At 72.1% G+C, this 18,787-nt stretch carries 14 protein-coding genes; 4 read left to right on the top strand and 10 right to left on the bottom strand.

All coding sequences use genetic code 11. The annotated features are described in order from the left end of the window. Positions 1 to 24: 24 nt before the first annotated feature. The gene (locus OG276_RS32815; RefSeq protein WP_266910905.1) at positions 25 to 624 is read left to right on the top strand and encodes a TetR/AcrR family transcriptional regulator; all 600 of its coding nucleotides are present in this window, start codon (positions 25 to 27) and stop codon (positions 622 to 624) included. 7 nt (positions 625 to 631) lie between these two features. Here the strand turns inward: OG276_RS32815 and OG276_RS32810 are convergent, their stop codons facing one another. From OG276_RS32810 to OG276_RS32800, 3 genes are all read right to left on the bottom strand, one after another. Continuing rightward, entirely contained in the window at positions 632 to 1,462 is an 831-nt protein-coding gene (locus tag OG276_RS32810) for a formylglycine-generating enzyme family protein (protein ID WP_266913318.1), read from the bottom strand. Between the two features lie 156 nt (positions 1,463 to 1,618). Next, a complete protein-coding gene (locus OG276_RS32805; protein ID WP_266910903.1) occupies positions 1,619 to 3,019 on the bottom strand; it encodes a sulfatase in 1,401 nt (466 codons plus the stop codon). Positions 3,020 to 3,140: 121 nt separating this feature from the next. After that, positions 3,141 to 4,100 (bottom strand): LysR family transcriptional regulator, encoded by a 960-nt coding sequence (locus tag OG276_RS32800; RefSeq protein WP_266910901.1) that lies wholly within the window; start codon positions 4,098 to 4,100, stop codon positions 3,141 to 3,143. Positions 4,101 to 4,319: 219 nt separating this feature from the next. Here OG276_RS32800 and OG276_RS32795 point away from each other — a divergent pair, with 219 nt between their 5' ends. After that, positions 4,320 to 7,787, top strand: coding sequence for a M28 family peptidase (locus OG276_RS32795; RefSeq protein WP_266913316.1), 3,468 nt, complete (start codon positions 4,320 to 4,322; stop codon positions 7,785 to 7,787). 257 nt (positions 7,788 to 8,044) lie between these two features. Here the strand turns inward: OG276_RS32795 and OG276_RS32790 are convergent, their stop codons facing one another. The 7 genes from OG276_RS32790 to OG276_RS32760 form a co-directional block, all read right to left on the bottom strand. Further along, positions 8,045 to 9,613: a hypothetical protein gene (locus OG276_RS32790; protein WP_266910899.1), complete on the bottom strand. Its 1,569-nt coding sequence runs from the start codon at positions 9,611 to 9,613 to the stop codon at positions 8,045 to 8,047. 155 nt (positions 9,614 to 9,768) lie between these two features. Continuing rightward, entirely contained in the window at positions 9,769 to 9,963 is a 195-nt protein-coding gene (locus tag OG276_RS32785; protein ID WP_243341740.1) for a hypothetical protein, read from the bottom strand. Positions 9,964 to 10,063: 100 nt separating this feature from the next. After that, the gene (locus tag OG276_RS32780; protein ID WP_266910896.1) at positions 10,064 to 10,723 is read right to left on the bottom strand and encodes an ABC transporter ATP-binding protein; all 660 of its coding nucleotides are present in this window, start codon (positions 10,721 to 10,723) and stop codon (positions 10,064 to 10,066) included. Beyond that, positions 10,716 to 11,606 carry an ABC transporter ATP-binding protein gene (locus tag OG276_RS32775; protein WP_266913314.1) on the bottom strand — a complete coding sequence of 297 codons (891 nt, stop codon included), beginning with the start codon at positions 11,604 to 11,606 and terminating at the stop codon, positions 10,716 to 10,718. The genes OG276_RS32780 and OG276_RS32775 overlap by 8 nt, the downstream gene beginning before the upstream one ends. 113 nt (positions 11,607 to 11,719) lie before the next feature. Beyond that, a complete protein-coding gene (locus OG276_RS32770) occupies positions 11,720 to 12,607 on the bottom strand; it encodes an ABC transporter permease (protein ID WP_266910894.1) in 888 nt (295 codons plus the stop codon). Then, positions 12,600 to 13,565: an ABC transporter permease gene (locus tag OG276_RS32765; protein ID WP_266910892.1), complete on the bottom strand. Its 966-nt coding sequence runs from the start codon at positions 13,563 to 13,565 to the stop codon at positions 12,600 to 12,602. Before OG276_RS32765 ends, OG276_RS32770 begins: the two co-directional genes overlap by 8 nt. A 38-nt stretch (positions 13,566 to 13,603) precedes the next feature. After that, on the bottom strand, positions 13,604 to 15,205 hold the full coding sequence (locus OG276_RS32760; RefSeq protein ID WP_266910890.1) for an ABC transporter substrate-binding protein: 1,602 nt from the start codon (positions 15,203 to 15,205) through the stop codon (positions 13,604 to 13,606). Between the two features lie 224 nt (positions 15,206 to 15,429). Here OG276_RS32760 and OG276_RS32755 point away from each other — a divergent pair, with 224 nt between their 5' ends. Then, the gene (locus tag OG276_RS32755) at positions 15,430 to 16,437 is read left to right on the top strand and encodes a fibronectin type III domain-containing protein (protein ID WP_266910888.1); all 1,008 of its coding nucleotides are present in this window, start codon (positions 15,430 to 15,432) and stop codon (positions 16,435 to 16,437) included. Between the two features lie 223 nt (positions 16,438 to 16,660). Beyond that, positions 16,661 to 18,682, top strand: coding sequence for an NB-ARC domain-containing protein (locus OG276_RS32750; RefSeq protein WP_266910886.1), 2,022 nt, complete (start codon positions 16,661 to 16,663; stop codon positions 18,680 to 18,682). Positions 18,683 to 18,787: the final 105 nt, after the last annotated feature.

Below are 18,787 nucleotides of genomic sequence, written 5' to 3'. Positions count from 1 at the left end.
ACCGGAGCGAAGGGGAACCCGTACATGGCACGGATGCCGTTGACCGACCGGCGCAGGCAGCTGACGGAGGCGGCGATCCGCGCGATGACCCGCGACGGGGTGTCCAGGACCACGACCCGGTCCATCGCCGCCGAGGCGGGCGTCTCCCTGAGCGTCTTCCACTACTGCTTCGACTCCAAGCAGGCGCTGCTGGAGTCGGTCATCGAGACGATCACCGCGCACTACGTCACCCTCGTGAAGGCCGCGATCGTGCCGAGGCCGACGCTCCGCGAGACCATCCGGGCCGGCTTCCAGGCGTACTGGGACCACGTGGTGGCCAGTCCGGGCGCGCACATGCTCACCTACGAGCTCACCCAGTACGCGCTGCGCCAGCCGGAGTTCGGGCACCTGGCGCGCAAACAGTACGAGTCCTACTGCGATACGTACGCCGAGCTGCTCGAAGAGCTGCGCCGGATCACGCCGTTCGAGCTGAGCGTGCCGGTGGCCGTGCTGGCCCGCTACCTGGCGGCCATGACGGACGGGGTGACCCTGAACTTCCTGGTCCTCGGCGATGAGAAGGCCGCCGCCGAGATCCTGGACATGGTCACCGATCACGTGACCGGTCTCGCCGTCCAGACGAACTGACCCGACCTCAGACAGCCACCCGGAAACCGATGTTGGACGTGGAGCTGTCGGGGGTGTTGGAGCTGCGGGCCGCGACCCGGTAGCGGTTGCAGTACGAGTCGTGGCAGAGGAAGGAACCTCCGCGCATGGCGCGGGAGGGATGGCCCGGGGCGAACGGGTCGGAGCACCACTCCCAGACGTTGCCCACCGCGTTGTACAGGCCGTGGCCGTTGGGGCGGTACGACTTCACGGGGACGGTGCCGAGGCGGGGTCCGGTGTGCAGGGTGGGGAAGTCGCCCTGCCAGATGTTCAGCATCGTCCGTCCGCCCGGCGCGAGTTCGTCGCCCCAGGGGTAGCGGCGCTGCTCCAGGCCGCCGCGGGCCGCGTACTCCCACTCGGCCTCGGTGGGCAGCCTGGTCCCGGACCAGGCGCAGTAGGCCGCCGCGTCGTTCCACGAAACGTGCACGACGGGGTGGTTCTGCCGGGTGGCGATGGAGGAGCCGGGCCCCTCGGGCCGCTTCCAGCTCGCCCCGGACACCGCTCGCCACCACGGGACCCCTTCCACGGCCGGTGCGGTGTCGGCGAGTTCCGCCGCGAGCAGGCCGGCGAAGACGAAGGAGAAGCCGAAGTCCTCGGCTTCCGTGACGTGCCCGGTGGCCTTGACGAAGGTGGCGTACTGGGCGTTCGTCACCGTGGTCGGCGAGATCCGGAAGGGGGCCACCTCCGCCTCCCTGACGGGGCCCTCCCCGTCCGCCGGGAATCCGTCCGCCGCCTCGGTACCCATGAGGAACCGGCCCCCGGGCAGGTCGAGCAGACCGCGTACGGGCCGGGGCGCGGGGACCGCGGGCGCCGCGAGCAGGGTGAGGGCACCGGCCGGGGCGACGTGGCCCGGGGTGCAGCAGGAGGGGTACGAAGAGGACACAGCGGCTCCGGTGAACGTGCGGGATGGACGCGGTCCGGCCGGGCGCGGGGCGGCGCGCCCGGCCGGAGGCCGTAGGACTGGGTGGCCCTGCGGCTAGCCGACCCGGTCGGCGGCGAGCTGGGCGGCCAGGGCCGGGATGCCCAGGTTCCGTTCCTGCGTCGGGGTGGCCTGGTACAGCTTGTTGACCAGCTGGTGCGGGTCGGCGGCGAGGTCGTAGTACTCGCGGAACGTGACCTCTCCGGTGCCGGACACCGTGCCGTTGGCATCGGTGTGCAGCTTGTAGTACTCCACGTACTGCTTGTCCTTGGCGACGTAGGAGGACCAGGTGCGGTGGTCGGCACCGGTGCCCTGCTTCCACCATTCGACGAGCAGATGGTCGCGGCTGTGGGTGCCCAGCAGCGAGACCCCGTCCTGCGGGGTGTTCGGGGTGATTCCGGCGGCGTCGAGGATGGTGGGCGCGATGTCGATGTTGGCGACGATGCGGTTGTCCACCGTGCCGGCGCCGAGGCCTCCGGCGGGCCAGGAGAGGTAGAACGGCACCTCGTGGGCAGGGCTGTAGGGCACCGACTTGGCGGTCCAGCCGTGGTCGGCCCAGCCGAAGCCGTTGTCACCGATGTAGATCACGAGGGTGTTGTCGAGCTGACCGGTGGCCGCGAGCTTGTCCTTGAAGGCCTGGACCGCGTCGTCGACCGACAGGAGCGTGCGCAGCTGCTCGGCGCGGATCCGCCGGCCGTCGGCGAGGGTGCCGGTGGCGTCCTGGATGTAGGGCGGCTTGTCGCTGCGGTCGGCCTCGGTGACGGAGGGGCGCCCGTTCCACTCGGGTACGGGGGTGCCCGCGTACTTGGGCTCGGGGGTGCGGGGCCCGTGCGAGGCGTACGGGGTGACGTAGGCGAACCACGGCCGGGTGTCGGTGGCCGCCCTGTCCACGAAACCGAGCGTCCGGTTCTTGATGATGTTCGTGGTGTAGCCGTTGATCGTCTGGACGGCTCCGTTGACGTTCCACTTGGCGTCGACGTATCCGGGCTGGAGCAGCGCGAATTCCTCGAAATGCGGCGGCGCGTCCGCGATGTTCCAGGAATTGAGGTATTTACCGAAGAGGCCCGTGCGATATCCAGCCTGCTTCAGATATCTCTGGACGGTGGTGTTCTGGTCCAGCACGGCCGAGGAGGCGTTGTTGCGGACCCCGTGGTTGTGGGCGTAGCGGCCGGAGAACACCGAGGAGCGGGAGGGCGAGCACAGGGGGGTGGTGACGTGCCCGTGGTTGAACTTCACACCCTGGCCGGCGAGCCAGCCTATGGTCTTCTGGAGCGCCCATTCGGTCTGTTTGGGCTGGTCGTCGGTGACGATCAGGAGGATGTTCGGGCGGGCCGCGGATGCCGCCGCGGGGGCCGCGGCCGCCTGGGCGATCGCGGGCACGGTGGCGGCGGCCGCGGCCGCCGCGGTGCCGGCGAGGAATCCTCTGCGACTGACCTGCGTACGGGCTCTCTTACTCATGGGTATTTCCTCCTGCTCTCCGAAGGGGCCCCCTACCGCACCAATGGTGTGGCGGTCACTGCCATGCGGAGAGCGTAAATCGAGGGGAATACACATTCCATGTACGGAGTATGAAATGACGTCAGTCCAGGGCCGGATGGGCTTCCGGATGCTCGTCCCACCAGGTGCGGTGGAAGGCGTTGTTGTCCACATTGGCCAGGTACGCGTAGACCGCCGACCGGTAGAAGAGCTCCGCCTGGCGGGCCGAGACCGTCGAGCGGTTCCAGGCGAGCCGGATGCGCCCGGTCACCGGGGACCCGATCAGCGGGCGCATGACCGTGCCCGCGACGGCGGGTGCGGTGGGCTGGCTAAGGGAGATGGCGCGGCCCGCGGAGATCAGGTCGTACTGCATCATGCGGTCGGTGATCCGGTAGCGCGGCGCGGGGACGAAGCCCGCCTTGGCGCAGGCCTCGACCAGCGCCTCGGGTCCGCCGTCGTCGTCCTCCACCAGGGTCATCCACTGCTCGTCCGCGAGGTCGGCGAGGTCGAGGGCCTCCAGCCGGGCCAGCGGGTGGCGGGCTGACATGCGGATGCAGAAGGGCTCCTTGGACACCAGGGTGCGGGCGGTCACTCCCGCGGGCAGCGGCACCTCGTGGTCGTTCACCTCGCCGTACACGATGACGTCGTAGCGGCCCGCGCCGAGCATCCGTACCAGGGCGGTCACCGAGTCCTCGATGTCCACGGTGATCTCCCGGCCGGACAGGACCAGGTCCTGCCGGGCGATCAGTCCGTCGATCAGCACCAGCAGGATGCAGCCCAGGCGCAGTGGGGCGTCTGCCGTCCGGGCCCGCGCCTCGGAGCCGAGGGCGTCCATCTCGCTGAGCACCCGGCGGGCCTTCGCCAGGACGAACTGGCCGAGCGGGGTGGGTTCGACCCCGAGCCGGCCCCGGACGAAGAGTTCGCCGCCGGTGACCCGCTCGATCCGGCGCAGCTGGGCGGAGAGCGCCGGCTGGGAGACCCCGAGGATCCGCGCCGCGCCCCCCAGGCTTCCGGTCTCCGCTATCTGGCAGACGGCTTGCAGATGTCTCAACTCCAGCTGCATCCGGGCAGCTTACGCAGCGCCATCCGCCGCCGCCATAACGCCGGTCTTATGCCCGCAGGGATGTCCCGATCTCGTCATGGACACGCCCATACTCGGCCGCGAACAGCCAGACCGCCTTCCCGCCTTTCCCCGCCTTCGCCTCACCTCCCCGTTCCATCCCCCCCACACGATCGGAGTGGACTCTTGCAGCCCACCAGATGGATGGCCGCCCTCACGGCCATGGTGCTGACCACGGGCCTCGCCGGCACGCTGGCCACCACCGCCACCGCCTCGCAGAACGCGGATCCCCTCCCGCCCACCGCTGCCGAACGGGCGGTCGCCGCGGCCGACGCGGCCGTGCGCAGCGGGCTCGACAGCCTGGTCAACTCCCCGCAGCAGCAGTACGACCGGCGCCTGGTCACCCCCTGGGTCAAGGACCTCTACTCCGTCGCGTACGAGCGCAGCTACCGCGGCCTGCCGGTCGTCGGCGGCGACGCGGTCGTCCTCGCCGACGGGCAGGGCCGGGTGCGCGCCCTCCAGTCGGCCTCCGCCACCGTGATCGACGTGTCCACCACGGCGACGGTCACGGCCCGGGCCGCCGAGGCGCTCTCGCGCGGCCGGCAGGTCAAGACCGACAAGGTGGAGAGCAGCCGGCTCGTCGTCAAGATCAAGGACGACAAGCCGGTGCTGGCCTGGGAGACCGTCCTGATCGGCCGTACCGCCAAGGCGCCCAGCAAGCTCCACGTGTTCGTGGACGCCCGCACCGGAAAGTTCGTCGACAGCTTCGACGACGTGGTCGCGGGCAGCGGCAACAGCAAGTGGAACGGCCCGAACCCGCTGACCATCGACACCACGGCCTCGGGTGGCACGTACTCCCTGCGCGACCCGAACCGGACGGGCCTGAGCTGCGCCGACTACAGCAGCGGCACGGTCTTCTCGAAGTCCACCGACTCCTGGGGCACCGGCAACCCGACCTCCAAGGAGACCGGTTGCGTGGACCTGATGTTCGCGGCGCAGAAGCAGTGGGACATGCTGGGCCAGTGGCTCGGCCGCAACGGCGTCAACGGCAGCGGCCGCAGCTTCCCGGCCAAGGTCGGCCTGAACGACGTGAACGCGTACTGGGACGGCAGCACGGTCACCATCGGCCACAACAACGCCAACGAGTGGATCGCCGGCGTGGACGTGGTGGCCCACGAGTACGGGCACGCCATCGACTCCAACACCCCCGGCGGCACCAGCGGCCAGGAGTCCGGGCTCGGCGAGGCCACCGGTGACATCTTCGGCGCGCTGACCGAGGCGTTCATCAACGAGCCCTCCCCGTACGACACTCCGGACTACACCGTCGGCGAGATGATCAACCTCGTGGGCAACGGTCCGATCCGCAACATGTACAACCCGCCGGCCGTCAACAACGACCCGGCCTGCTACAGCTCCGCGATACCGGGCACCGAGGTGCACGCGGCCGCCGGCCCGCTGAACCACTGGTTCTACCTGCTCGCCGAGGGCACCAGCCCGGGCGGCGGCAAGCCGAACAGCAGCACCTGCAACCAGTCCACGCTGACCGGGGTGGGCATCCAGAACGCCGGCAAGATCTTCTACGGCGGCATGCTGCTGAAGACCTCCAGCATGTCCTACAAGAAGTACCGCACGGCGACGCTCAGTTCCGCCAAGTCGCTGGACACCACCTGCGGGCTGTTCACCAAGACCAAGGCCGCCTGGGACGCCATCAGCGTGCCGGCGCAGACCGCGGACCCGACCTGCACCCCGAGCGGCCAGAACAGCGACTTCACGCTGGCGCTGAACCCCTCCTCGGGCACCGTCCAGCAGGGCGCCTCGGCCACCACCACGGTCGCCACCGCCATCTCCACGGGCACGGCCCAGCAGGTGACCCTCACCGCATCCGGCCTGCCCGCCGGGGTCACGGCCTCCTTCAGCCCGGCCACCGTGCAGTCCGGACAGTCCTCGACGCTGACGCTGACCGCCTCCTCCAACGCGGCCCCCGGCTCCTCGACCGTCGTGGTCAAGGGCCAGGGCACCAGCCTCTCGCACACCGTCGACTACGCGCTCACCGTCGGCGGCACCACGCCCAACCCCGGCGCGCCGAACATCGACGTGGCCGCGGTGCAGGCGCACCTGACCCAGTTCAACACGATCGCCTCCCAGAACGGCGGCAACCGCCGTGCGGGCAGCGCCGGTTACACGGCTTCGGTGGCGTACATCAAGGGCAAGCTGCAGGCCGCCGGCTACACGGTGACCGAGCAGAACTGCAGCTCGTGCACCTACCCGTCGAACAACCTGATCGCCGACTGGCCCGGCGGCCCCGCCGACCAGACGATCATGTTCGGCGCGCACCTCGACAGCGTCTCGGCGGGTCCGGGCATCAACGACAACGGCTCGGGCTCCGCGACCCTGCTGGAGAACGCGCTCGTCCTCGCCCAGAAGAACCCGACGATGACCAAGCACGTGCGCTTCGCCTGGTGGACCGACGAGGAGCAGGGCCTCAACGGCTCGAAGTTCTACGTCAACCAGCTCACCAGCACCCAGAAGTCCGCCATCAAGGCCTACTACAACTTCGACATGGTCGGCTCGACCAACGGCGGCTACTTCATCAACAACGTCAACTCCACCGCGGCCGCCCCGCTCAAGGCCTACTGGACCTCCCTGAACCTCGCTCCCGAGGAGAACACCGAGGGCCAGGGCCGCAGTGACGACTACTCCTTCCAGCAGGGCGGCATCCCCACCTCCGGCTACGCGGCCGGCGCCAGCGCCCGCAAGACCTCGGCGCAGGCCACGAAGTGGGGCGGCACCGCGAACGCGGCGTACGACCCCTGCTACCACGCCTCCTGCGACACCACGAACAACATCAGCGCCACGGTCCTGGACCGCAGCGCCGACGGCGTGGCCTACACCGTCTGGAACCAGGCCGTCGGCGGCACCACCCCCGGCCCGGACTTCTCCATCAGCGCCTCCCCGGCCACCGGCAGCGCCGCCCAGGGCGGCACCGCCACCTCCACCATCAACACCGCGACCACCAGCGGCGCCGCCCAGACCGTCGCCCTGTCGGTGACCGGAGCCCCGGCCGGCACCACCGCCTCGCTGAGCCCCACCTCGGTCCAGTCGGGCAGCTCCTCCACGCTCTCCGTCCAGGTCGGCGCGAGCACCGCGCCCGGCACCTACACCCTGACCGTCACCGGCGCGGGCTCGGTCAGCCACACCACCACCTACACCCTGACCGTCACCGGGACCGGCCCCTCCTGCACCCCGCGCCAGCTCGTCGCCAACGGCGGGTTCGAAAGCGGCACCACCCCGTGGACGACCACCACGAACGTCATCACCAACCAGGCCGGCCAGACCCCGCACGGCGGCACGTACAAGGCCTGGCTCAACGGCTACGGCTCGGCCCGCACGGACAGCGCCTCGCAGTCCGTGACCATCCCGACCGGCTGCTCCTCGTACCAGCTCGGCTTCTACTTGCACATCGACACCGCCGAGACCGAGAACACGGTCTACGACACCTTCACGGTCTCGGTGGGCGGCCAGACGCTGACGACCCTGTCCAACGTGAACGCGGCCTCCGGCTACCAGCTCAAGACGTTCAACGTCTCCCAGTTCGCCGGCCAGACGGTCACGCTGAAGTTCCAGGGCCTGGAGGACGCCTCCCTGCAGACCTCCTTCGTCGTGGACGACGTCACCCTCCAGGTGAGCTGACGCCCCCGGCACCCTGAGCACCACCCGGGCGGCACCCGCCCCGGCCCCACGGCCGGAGCGGGTGCCGCCCGCTCGTGCGCGGTGCATGCAGGCCCCGCCGGAGGTCCACCTGGGCCCGCCCCTTCCTGGTGGCCGCCCCCGCCCTCACCGCTTCCTTCGCCGGGCCGCGCACGACCGGGTTCCGGCTGCCCTGAACGGGGACCCGTCCCGTGGACGGGCCCCCGCGATGCCCCGGCGCCGTGGTTCGGCGCCGGGGTTCAGCCGCCGTCGCGGACCGAGACGATGCCGTTGAAGACGCCGACGTAGGCCGTCCCGTCGGGGCCGAGCGTGATCGGGGCCCAGTTGTTGTCGTACAGCGGGCCGGTGCCGGTCAGCTGACGCCAGCGGCGCTCACCGGTGCGGAAGTCGACGGCCGTGAGGTACCAGGCGTCGATCCCCCAGACGTTCGGCTCCTTCTCGTAGAAGTAGAGCAGCCCGTTCGCGGTGGAGAGCTTGGGGACCACGGAGGGCGAGCGGATCGCGCTCTGCCAGACCGTGTCGCAGCCGCTGCCGTCGGCGCGGACGTCGATGCGGCTGACGCCGCCGACGACCGATTTGCCGAGGACCAGCGACGTGACGTTCTCGTAGCCGTAGTTGTTCTCGACGACGATGCTGTTGCCCCAGGTGATCAGGGAGTTGTCGGTGGTGGAGGCGCCCGACCCGAAGACCGGGACCTTGCACACCAGCCGCTGCCCCTCGGGCACGTCCAGGCCCCGCTTGAAGACCAGGACGTTCATCCGGTCGTCGGCGTTGTCGGTGATGGCGACGTAGCCGTTGCCGAAGAGGTCCGGGGTGGTGCCCGAACCCTGGTTGACCGAGCCGGGCTTGGTTCCCGTACCCCGGTCGTAGGTCTGGCGCCACTGCACGACGGGGGTGCCGTCGGCGGAGGCGGTGAAGCTGTAGAGCGCGTGGTCGGTGACGATGGAGACCCCGTCCTCGCCGACCGAGAAGGAGTTCTGGATCTCCTCCCCCGCCAGCCGGACCGAGCGGATCACCGAGGTCACCGGGTCCACGGTGCCGACGCGGCCCTGGCGGGTGACCCACCAGATGAGGCCGTTCCAGTCCGGCATCACCGAGGTGACCGGGTCACAGGTGCCGGTGGGCCACAGGTTGGTCCAGTCGACGCAGTCGTGCGGGACCTGGCCGGTGAGGTCCCAGTCGTTGTCGACCTTGAACTGCCAGACCCCATCGGGATTCCGGACGTGCGAGAGCCTCAGGATGTGCTGGCGGGAGTCGGCCAGCACCGCCCGGTCCTGGTTGTCCAGGTAGAAGTAGGCGCCGCCCGAGGTGTCCTTGAAGATCTTCGAGAAGTCGAGCGAGGTGATCGCCTGGACCGTCGAGGAACGCTGCGGGAGCTGGTACTCCGCGAGCGTGGCGAGCGTACGGGGCTCCAGCAGTTTGACCTTGAAGCCGCCGAAGGTGCCGCACACCGTGACCAGCCGGCCGCCCGAGTCGAAGGTGGCGGTGGCGCATTCGCCGCCGAGGGCGGCGATCTTCTCGCTGGCCACCTTCGGGTTCTTGCCGAGCGGTCCCGACCAGGGCGAGGTGGCGCTGCCCGCCGCGTCGGAGTGCATGCCGCTGCGGCCGTTGGGCGCGAGGAAGGGGTGCTGCGGCGGGGCTTCCCCGGGCAGCGGCGCGGCGGCGGCCGGGGCGCCGTCGTAATGGCTGATCAGGCGGTGGCCAGGGGCCAGGGGTATCTCCTCGGCGGCGGCCGGCGAGACCCCGTACAACACCGCACATGCGGCGAGAGCCGGCGCCACGGCGCAGTTCAGCGCTCTTCGGAACATCCGGACTTCCTCCCTTGTCCTCGGTGGTCCGAGGTTTCTATTGACATTGCGTCTGACATCGCGCCGGGGCCAGACGCTAGATCGCACTGCCTGAGGAGTCCATGGAAGAGCCGGATGATTCACGAAGGCGCAACAGTCGATCATTTGACTGGGCGTCAGGGCTTGAACCCGCTGACCACGTTCGCCGTGGCCGAGACCCCGTTGTGGATGGTCTGCGCGAGACTGCTGCTCGCCAGATAGAAGCCGAGCAGGACGCAGACGAGCGCGTGCGACAGTTTGAGGCCGCCGCCGCGCATGAAGATCCATGCGAGGACGAGGAGCAGGACGAGGACGGAGAGGGAGATCACCATCGGAACACCTCCTTACGCGCCGTCATGGTGGCGCAGCGGGAGGGCCCTTCGGGCCAAACTCGTGTCCGCCAAACGGGTGTTGACGGTCCGTGACCGGCGTTCAGTCCTTGACGATCTCGTCCCAGTGGACCGTTCGCCCGCACCAGCGGCCGAGCAGTACGGGGTCGTGCCCGACCGCCAGCAGGCCCGCGCCGGACTCCGCCCGGTACTCCTCGACCACTCCGACCAGCGCGGCGGTGGTGGACGCGTCGAGCATGGCGGTCATCTCGTCGCACACCAGCCAGCGCGGCCGGAGCACCAAGGCCCGCGCCACACAAGCCCGTTGCAGCTGGCCGTCGCTGACCTCGTGGGGCCGCCGGCCGAGCAGGTCCGTGCCCAGTCCGACCCGGTCAGCCAACTCGGGGACGGTGGAGTCGATTTCGCTACGCCGGCCGGTCGCCCGGAGCGGTTCGGCGACGAGCTCGCGCAGGCTGAGCCGCGGATCCGCCGCCAGCCGGGGCTGTTGGAAGACCATGCCGACGGAGGTGCGCAGGGCGCGCGGCGCGCGGTGCCGGAAGCCGGTCACCGCACGGCCGTCGAAGGCCACGGTTCCGTGCTCGGGCCGGTGCAGCAGTGCGGCGACCCTGGCCAGGGTCGACTTGCCGCAGCCGCTGGGGCCGAGCAGTCCGAGGGATTCGCCGGGGGCGAGGCTCAGGTGGGCACCGCGCACGACGGGGGCCCGGCGGTCGTAGCCGGCGGTGACGGCGGTGAGCTCAAGCATGGTGGCAGGCCACCCCTTCGGTGAGCGGGGGCCGCTCGGCCCGGCAGCGGGAGTCCGCGCGCGGACAGCGGGCGGCGAAGGCGCAGCCGGGCGGGAGCGCGCCGAGCTCGGGCGGGGCGCCCGGGATGGGGGTGAAGGCCCGCTCGGGGAGGGCGTCGAGGAGTCCGCGCGCGTAGGGGTGGCGGGGGCCCGGAGCGCCGAAGAAGGCTTCGGCGGGGGCGGTTTCCACGATGCGGCCCGCGTACATGACGGCCACGGTGTCGGCGATGCGGTGGGCCGCCGCGAGGTCGTGCGTGATCATCAGCAGCGCCCGGCCGGCGTCCCGGGTGTGGGCGCGCAGCTCGTCGACGGTGCGGTGGACCAGGTCCCGGTCGAGGCCGGTGGTCGGCTCGTCGGCGAGCAGCAGGGGCGCGTCGCCGATCAGCGCGAGCGCGGTGGCGGCGCGCTGGGCGAGCCCGCCGGAGAGCTCGTGGGGATGGCGGTCGAGGTGGGTGGCGGGAAAGGCCGCCCGGTGGGCCGCGGCTTCGGCGGCGTCCCGGAGCTCCGCCTTGGCGGCCCCGGTCAGTTCGCGGACCGTCTCCTCCAGGTGGGAGCGGATGGTGCGGACCGGGGTGAGGTGCGCGGCCGGGCTCTGCGGCACCAGTGCGACGCGGCGGCCCCGGATGGACCGGGCCAGGGTGCGCTCGTCGAGGGCGAGCAGGTCGGTGCCGTCGGCGAGCCGGGCCGAGCCGGCGGTCTCGGCGTTGCCGGGGAGCAGTCCGAGCAGGGCGGAGGCGAGCACGGACTTGCCGCAGCCGCTCTCCCCGACGAGGGCGAGGCACTCGCCGGGGGCCAGGGCGAGGGTGGCGTCGGTGACGGCCTCCACGTACCGGCCTGCGCGCATCCGGAACCGCACGGAGAGCCGGTCCAGTTCGAGGACCGGCCGTGCGGAGCCCTGCCCCGGGCCCCGCACGGCAACGGCCGACTCCGCCTCCGGCGCCGAAGGGGTGTGGTTCTTCACAGCGTCAGCTCCGATCGGCGGCGGGGGTTGAGGCGCTCGCGCCAGGCGCCCGCGAGGCCGGCGATCGCCAGGGTCGGGACGATCAGGAGGAGCCCGGGGAAGAGCGTGGGCCACCAGTCGCCGGCGAGCAGCGATCCGCGGGCCGTCTGGACCAGGTTGCCCAGGCTCGCCTGGTGCGCCGGCAGGCCGAGCCCCAGGAAGGACAGGGCCGACTCGTGCCACATGGCGTGCGGGATCATCAGCACGGCGGCGAGCCCCGCCTGCGGCAGCACTCCGGGCACGAGGTGGCGTACGGTCACCCGCCACCGCGAGGCGCCGCCCGAGACGGCCGCGTCCAGATAGGGCCGCGAGCGGAGCGAGAGGACTTCCGCGCGGACGATGCGGGCCGTGGACAGCCAGTGGGTCAGGGCCACGGAGACGACCACCGGCCACACCCCCGGCCGGAACATCGCCACGATGAAGATGCCGAGCAGCAGGTGCGGGATCGAGGACAGGGCGTCCACCACCCGCATGACGCACCGGTCCGGCCACCCGCCGAGCGCCCCGGCGAGCGCGCCGACGGCCGTGCCGAGGACGGTGGCGACCAGCGCGGCCACCAGCCCGACCAGCAGCGAGACGCGCAGCCCGTACACGCAGCGCAGCAGCAGGTCGCGGCCCACGTCGTCGGTGCCGAAGGGGTGGGCCCAGGAGGGCGGCAGCAGCTTTGCCGACAAGTCGACAGCCTGCTGGTCGAGTTGGACCAGCGGTGGCACGAGCAGGACCGCCAGCGCGATGAGGACGACGATCACCGCCGAGGTCCGCACCCGCAGGGTCCGGGTGGAGCTCCGGTCACGGCCGTGGGACCGCCAGAGCTGCGCTCCGGTCGTCGCGGTCGTATCAGCCATCGAAGCCCACCCTCGGGTCCGCCAGCCCGTAGAGCAGGTCGGACAGCAGGTTCCCTGCGAGCACGGCGGCCGTGGCCAGGACCGTCAGCGCGGCCAGCAGCGGGAAGTCCACCGAGGTCGCGGCCTCGACGGTGGCCGCGGCGATGCCGGGCCAGCTGAAGACGGTCTCCACCAGCAGCGCGCCGGTGATCAGTTCCGGCACCCGCGACCCGATCAGGGTCAGCATCGGGAGCATGCCGGAGCGCAGGCCGTGGCCGAGCAGCACCCGCCGCTCCCCCAGGCCCCGCGCACGGGCGCCCCGTACGGGATCCTCCTCCAGCGCGTCGGCCACGCCCTGTCTGACGTACAGGAAGAACCAGGGCAGTTGGGAGATGCCGAGGACCAGCGCGGGCAGCACCAGGTGGCGGGCCACCTGCCCGGCGGTGACCACGTCACTGCCCGCGTCGGTGAGGCCGCCGGACGGCAGTGCGCCCAGGCGCACCGAGAAGAACCAGATGGCGAGCAGGCCCAGCCAGAAGGCCGGGGCCGCTTCGAGGGTGTACGCGAGCCCGGAGACGGCCCGGTCCAGGCGCCCGCCCTGGCGCCGCGCGGCCAGGACGCCGAGCCCGGTGCCCAGCAGCACGGCGACGGCGAAGGCGCACAGCGCGAGCAGCGCCGACCAGCCGAGCCGCTGCGCGATGACGTCGGAGACGGGCTGGCGCATGACGGCGGAGGTGCCGAGGTCCCCGGTCAGCGCCGAGGTGAGCCACTCCCACCAGCGCGAGAGCAGGGGCTGGTCCACGCCGAGGTTCACCCGCAGCTGGTCGAGTCCGGCCTGCGAGGCGGTGAGCCCGGCGGTGCCGGCGTACGCCTTGACGGGGTCGAAGGGGGAGAGCGCGGCGACCGCGAACACCCCGAAGGTCACGACGAGCAGGACCGGGCCGGCGAACAGGGTCCGCCGGCCCGCCATGCGCGCCATCGGCCCCCACGGGAGACGGCGCAGACGGTGGAGACCGCTCACTTCTGCTTCGGCTTCCAGCTCTCGACGTTCCACCAGGGGCCGGTCCCGAGGCCGTGGTCGTGCGGCTCGGTCTGGGTGGAGGGCCCGTCCCACCGGTCGCCCACGACGTAGAGGTGGTCGATGTGGGTGAGGTAGACGTAGCCCGGGTTCTTGACCAGCTCGCGCTGGACCGTGTCGTACGCGGCCTTGCGCACGGCCGGGTCGGCGCTGCGGCGGCCGTCGAGCAGCGCCTGGTCCACGGCCGGGTTGTCGTACCGGGCCATGTTGTTGAAGCCGTCGCCCGCGAGGGCGGAGTTCAGCGTCAGGTACTGGTCGAAGTCCGGGTCGGCCGGGGAGCCTCCGCCCGCGAGGACGGCGTCGGTCTTCATCCGGGGCTCGATGACCTCCCAGCTGCCGGACTCGGTGGTGACCTGGATGCCGGCCTTCTTGGCGTCGGAGGCGAAGGCGAGGGCGTGGTCCTGGCGGAGCTTGTCGCCGGAGGGGTACCAGAGCGGGAAGGCGGCGCGGACCCCGTTCTTGACGCGGATGCCGTCGGCGCCGGGGATCCAGCCGGCGTCGTCGAGGATCTTCTGGGCCTGCGCGAGGTCGTACGGGCGCTCGGTACCGGCGGCGAACCACGGGCTGCCGGTCGGGACGGGGCCGTAGGCGGCCTTGCCCGCGCCCTCGAGGAGCTTGTCGACCAGCGCGCCGCGGTCCACGGCGATGTCCAGGGCCCGGCGGACGGCCGTGTCACCGGTGACGGGGTGCTCGGTCGGCAGGGTCACCTGGCGGTAGTCGTAGGTCTTGGCGGCATACCTCTTGAGCGCCTTGTCGGCCTTGAACCCCTTGGCCAGGTTCGGCGGCAGGACGGCCCCGTCCAGCTCGCCGGAGCGCAGCCGGGTGGCGCGCACGTCGTCGTCCTTGATGACCGCCATGGTGAACTTCTTCACCGCGGGCTCGCCGCCCCAGTAGGACGGGTTGGCCTTGAAGCTCAGCTTCTCGCCCTTGGACCAGGCGGTGAGCACGTACGGTCCCGTGCCGACGGGCCGGGTGGTGAACTCGCCGCTGTTGACGTCCTGTCCGCCCGCGATGTGCTCGGGGGCGATCGGCAGGACGGTCCGCTCGGCGAAGGGGGCGTAGGGGTACTTCAGGGTGAAGACCACGGCGTCTTCGCCGCGCGCCGTGACGTCCGCGATCGCGTCGAGCTCGGACTTGGAGGCGTTGTTCGTCTTCGCGTCGAGGATCGTCCGGTAGGTGAAGACGACGTCCTTGGCGCCGAAGGGCCGTCCGTCGCTGAACTTCACGCCCCGGCGCAGCGGGTAGGTGTAGGTCAGTCCGTCCGCGGAGACCTCGGGGAGCGCCTCGGCCAGCGCGGGCTTCAGCTTCATGCCGGCGTCGTGCGCCAGCAGTCCGTCGAAGATCTTCGAGTTGCCGTCCTTGCCGTAGCCCAGCAGCGGGCTGAGGCTCTCCGGCTCGGTGGCTATGCCGACCACGACGGAGTCGGCCGCCCCGGCACCCGCCGCGGCACCTCCCCCGGGGGTCGAACAGGCCGCCGCGCCCGCGACGATCACCGCGGCCGCGGTCGCCCCGGCCATTCCCCGTACGGTCCGGGCCTTCATCTGGTGCACTTCCTTCGTTATTGCAAAGAGCTCGCAATAATGCCAGACGGGAGCGGAAGAACACGAACCGGGCCGCACCGGCGGGAAGGGGCGGCGCAGGGGTCTTGCCCGGCCGCCGCGGAGCATGCCATATATGTCTAGACCTTTCCGGGGAGCCGGAAGCACCGGAAGACCGGACCAGCCGCACCGGAAGACCCGAAGAACGGAAGAAGAGGGCGCCCGCCGTGCACGACCCCGCACCCAGCACCGCGCCGCACCCCCCGCACCGCTCCCGGCGGCCGTCCGTACGGGGAGCGGCGCCGGCCCTCGCCCTGGCCCTCGCGGCCGCCGCGCTGACGGCGTGCGGCGCCTCCGACACCACGCCCCCGGCGGCCCCGGCCGGGCTCACCGCCCAGGCGGGCAGCGCCACTTCGGTCCACGTCATGTGGCAGTCGCCCGCCCCCGCCGACGCGGTGACCTCCTTCCTCGTCTACCAGGCGGACCGGCTGGTCCGTGAACTGCCCGCCGACAAGACGATGACCGACATCACCGGCCTGACCCCGCGGACGGCCTACGCGTTCACGGTCCGCGCCCGGGACGCCGCCGGGAACACCTCCCCGGCCGGCGCGGCCGCCTCGGCCACCACCCCCGCGGCCACGGCCGAGGACCGGCTGGCCCCGACCGCCCCGGCCCGTACGGACGGCCGGGCCCTCGGGCCCACCTCCGCCCGGCTGACCTGGGCCGCGGCCACCGACGACACGGGCGTCACCGCGTACGACGTCTACCAGGGCGACGCCCGGATCCACACGGTCGGCCCCGGCACCACCACGACGGTCCTGGAGGACCTCCGGCCCGACAGCGTGTACACCTTCACCGTCCGGGCCCGCGACGGCGCCGACAACTCCTCCCCCGCCGGTCCCGCCGCGGACGTGACCACCCCGCCCGGGCCCGGACAGCGGACCGGCACGGCTCCGGCCGAGTTCACGGCGGTCGCCTCGCCGGGCGCGGTGACCCTCGCCTGGACCGCCCCGGCCACCGGCCGGGCGACCACCGAGTACGAGCTCTACGTCAACGGCCGCCCCACCACCGTCATCCAGTTCGGCGAGGGCGCCGTTCCGGCCGGCCAGGCGGAGCACCGCCTCACGGTCGCCGAACCTCCCGGCACCGCATGGACGGTGAAGCTCCGGGCGCGCCTGCCCGACGGCACCTGGGGCGCCTTCTCCGCCGAACGGCAGGTCGTACTGGCCCCCTGAGCGCCCTCCGAACGGCCGCTCCGAGCACCCCCGGACGGCTTCCCGGCGGTCGCGCGAACTCCGCCCGCCGGAGGAGCTCCTGACATCCTGTTCGTTCGATCTGTCCCGAACGGTACTGCGGGGAAAGAAGATCGCGCAGAATACTCCCGTGTTCGGTGAGTACTCGGTCAACAACAATCAGGCAGATTCCATGGACGGCGATCCTGGGCCAGACTCTGGCGCCGTGCCGGGAAACCTGCCGCCGGAAACGGCGAGCTTCGTGGGCCGCGAGCGTGAACTCGGCCTCCTGTCCGACCTGCTGCGCGAGCGTCGGCTCGTGACGCTGACGGGCGTCGGCGGCGTGGGCAAGTCCAGGCTGGCCCTGCGGGCCGCCGCCGACCCCCGCCAGCGCAGGCGCGACGGGGTGTGGTGGGTGGAGCTCTCCCCGCTGCGCGACGCCGAACTGCTCACCCCCACCGTCGCGCACGCCCTCGGCCTCGCCCACCAGTCCCCGCGCCCGCTGGACGAGGAACTGTGCGCGTGGATGGCCGACAAGGAGCTGCTGGTCGTCCTCGACACGTGCGAGCACCTGGTGGCCGCCTGCCGGCACCTGGTGGGCGAACTCCTGCAGTCCGCACCGGGCCTGACGGTGCTCATCACCACCCGCGAACCGCTCCTCAGCCCCGGTGAGCACCTGGTCGAAGTCAGCCCGCTGCCCAGCGAAGGACCCGACAGCGACGCCCTCGCGCTGTTCCGGGCCCGCGCGATCGCCGCCACCCCGAACGCCGCCGCCGCCTTCGCCGACCCGGACCGGGCGGCCCTCGCCGCGGACGTCTGCCGCCGCCTGGACGGGATCCCCCTCGCCCTCGAACTGGCCGGCGCCCGGATGCGGCTGTGGACCCTGGAACAGATGGCGCAGCGCCTCGAAGGCCGCTTCGACCTGCTCTCCGGCACCGCCACCGCCCGGCTCCCCCGGCACCAGACGATGCGCACCGCGATCGGCTGGAGCCACGAACTGTGCGAGCCGGTCGAGCGGCTGCTGTGGGCCCGGCTCTCGGTGTTCACCGGGGACTTCGACGTCGCCGCGGCCCGCGCGGTGTGCTCGGGCGGCCCCCTGCCCGCCGCCCGGGTCGAGCGGGTGCTGGCGGACCTGGTGACGAAGTCGGTGGTCCGGTGCAGCCGGGAACGGGGCGCGGGCGCCCGCTACCGGCTCCTGGACACCATCCGCGAGTACGGCCAGGACTGGCTGGCGGAACTCGGCGAGGAACGGGTCATCGCCGACCGGCACGCCCACTGGTACGCGGCGCTCGCGAAGGCCGCCGACCCGGGCTGGATGGGCCCGGGCCAGCTGGACTGGTACCGCAGGATGACCGCCGAGCACGCGCAGCTGCGTACCGCCCTGGAGCACCTGCTCCGCTCGGACCCCACGGCGGCCCTGGAGACGGCGGGCGCGCTCTGGTTCTTCTGGTTCTCCTGCGGCCACGTCGACGAGGGCCGGTCCTTCCTGGAACGGGCCCTGAGCCGGGGCCCGCGTACCGGAGCCGCGTACGTCCAGGCCCTGTGGGCCCTCGGGCTCACCACCCTGCTCCAGGGCGACCTGGCCACGGCCGAGGAGCTCGGCCGGGCGTGCACCGGCGCGGCGGCCACCCTGGCCGACCCGGAGCCGGAGCTGCGCGCCGCGTACCTGCACGCGGTGTCGGTGCTGATGCCGGGCGATCCCGTACGGGCCCTGGCGCTCGCCGGACCCCGGGCGCGCGGGGGCCACGGCGGGAGACCCACCGGCGTGGGCTGGCTGCTGTGCCGGCTGGCCACCGGCTACGCCCTGTGCGACCTCGGACGCTTCGAGGAGGCCGAGCAGGAGGCGCAGGGCCTGCGCGAGGCCTGCACGGAGCTGGGCGAGCGCTGGCTGCGGGCGTACGCGGACTACATCCTGGCCGTGGCCGCCTTCGGGCTCGGCCACCACGGGGAGGCGGCCCGGCACGCGCGGGCGATGCTGTCGGGCAAACGGCTGCTGGGCGACCGCTTCGGGATCGCACTCGGCCTCGACCTGCTGGCCGCGGCCGTGGCGGCCATGGGAGACGGCGAGCTGGCGGCCCGGCTACTGGGTACGGGGCACGCCTGGTGGCGCACGGTGGGCCGGCCGCAGATGGGCTCACCCTCGCTCACGGCCCTGCGCGACCAGGGCGAACGGCAGGCCAGAGCGGCGATCGGCGACGAGGCGTACGAGAACGCCTTCCTGGGCGGCGCGGCGGCGTCCACCGGCTGAAGCCCAGTGCGTGGGCCGGGCCGGTGGACGCAGCCAGTGGCGCCGTGGCGTAACTCCGGGGCTCCCGTCAGTACGGGAGGGGTCTGCCCGACGGTGTACGCAGGT

It is taken from the genome of Streptomyces sp. NBC_00086 (genome assembly GCF_026343255.1).
Classification (GTDB): Bacteria; Actinomycetota; Actinomycetes; order Streptomycetales; family Streptomycetaceae; genus Streptomyces.
This window is presented reverse-complemented; position numbering and strand designations above follow the sequence as displayed.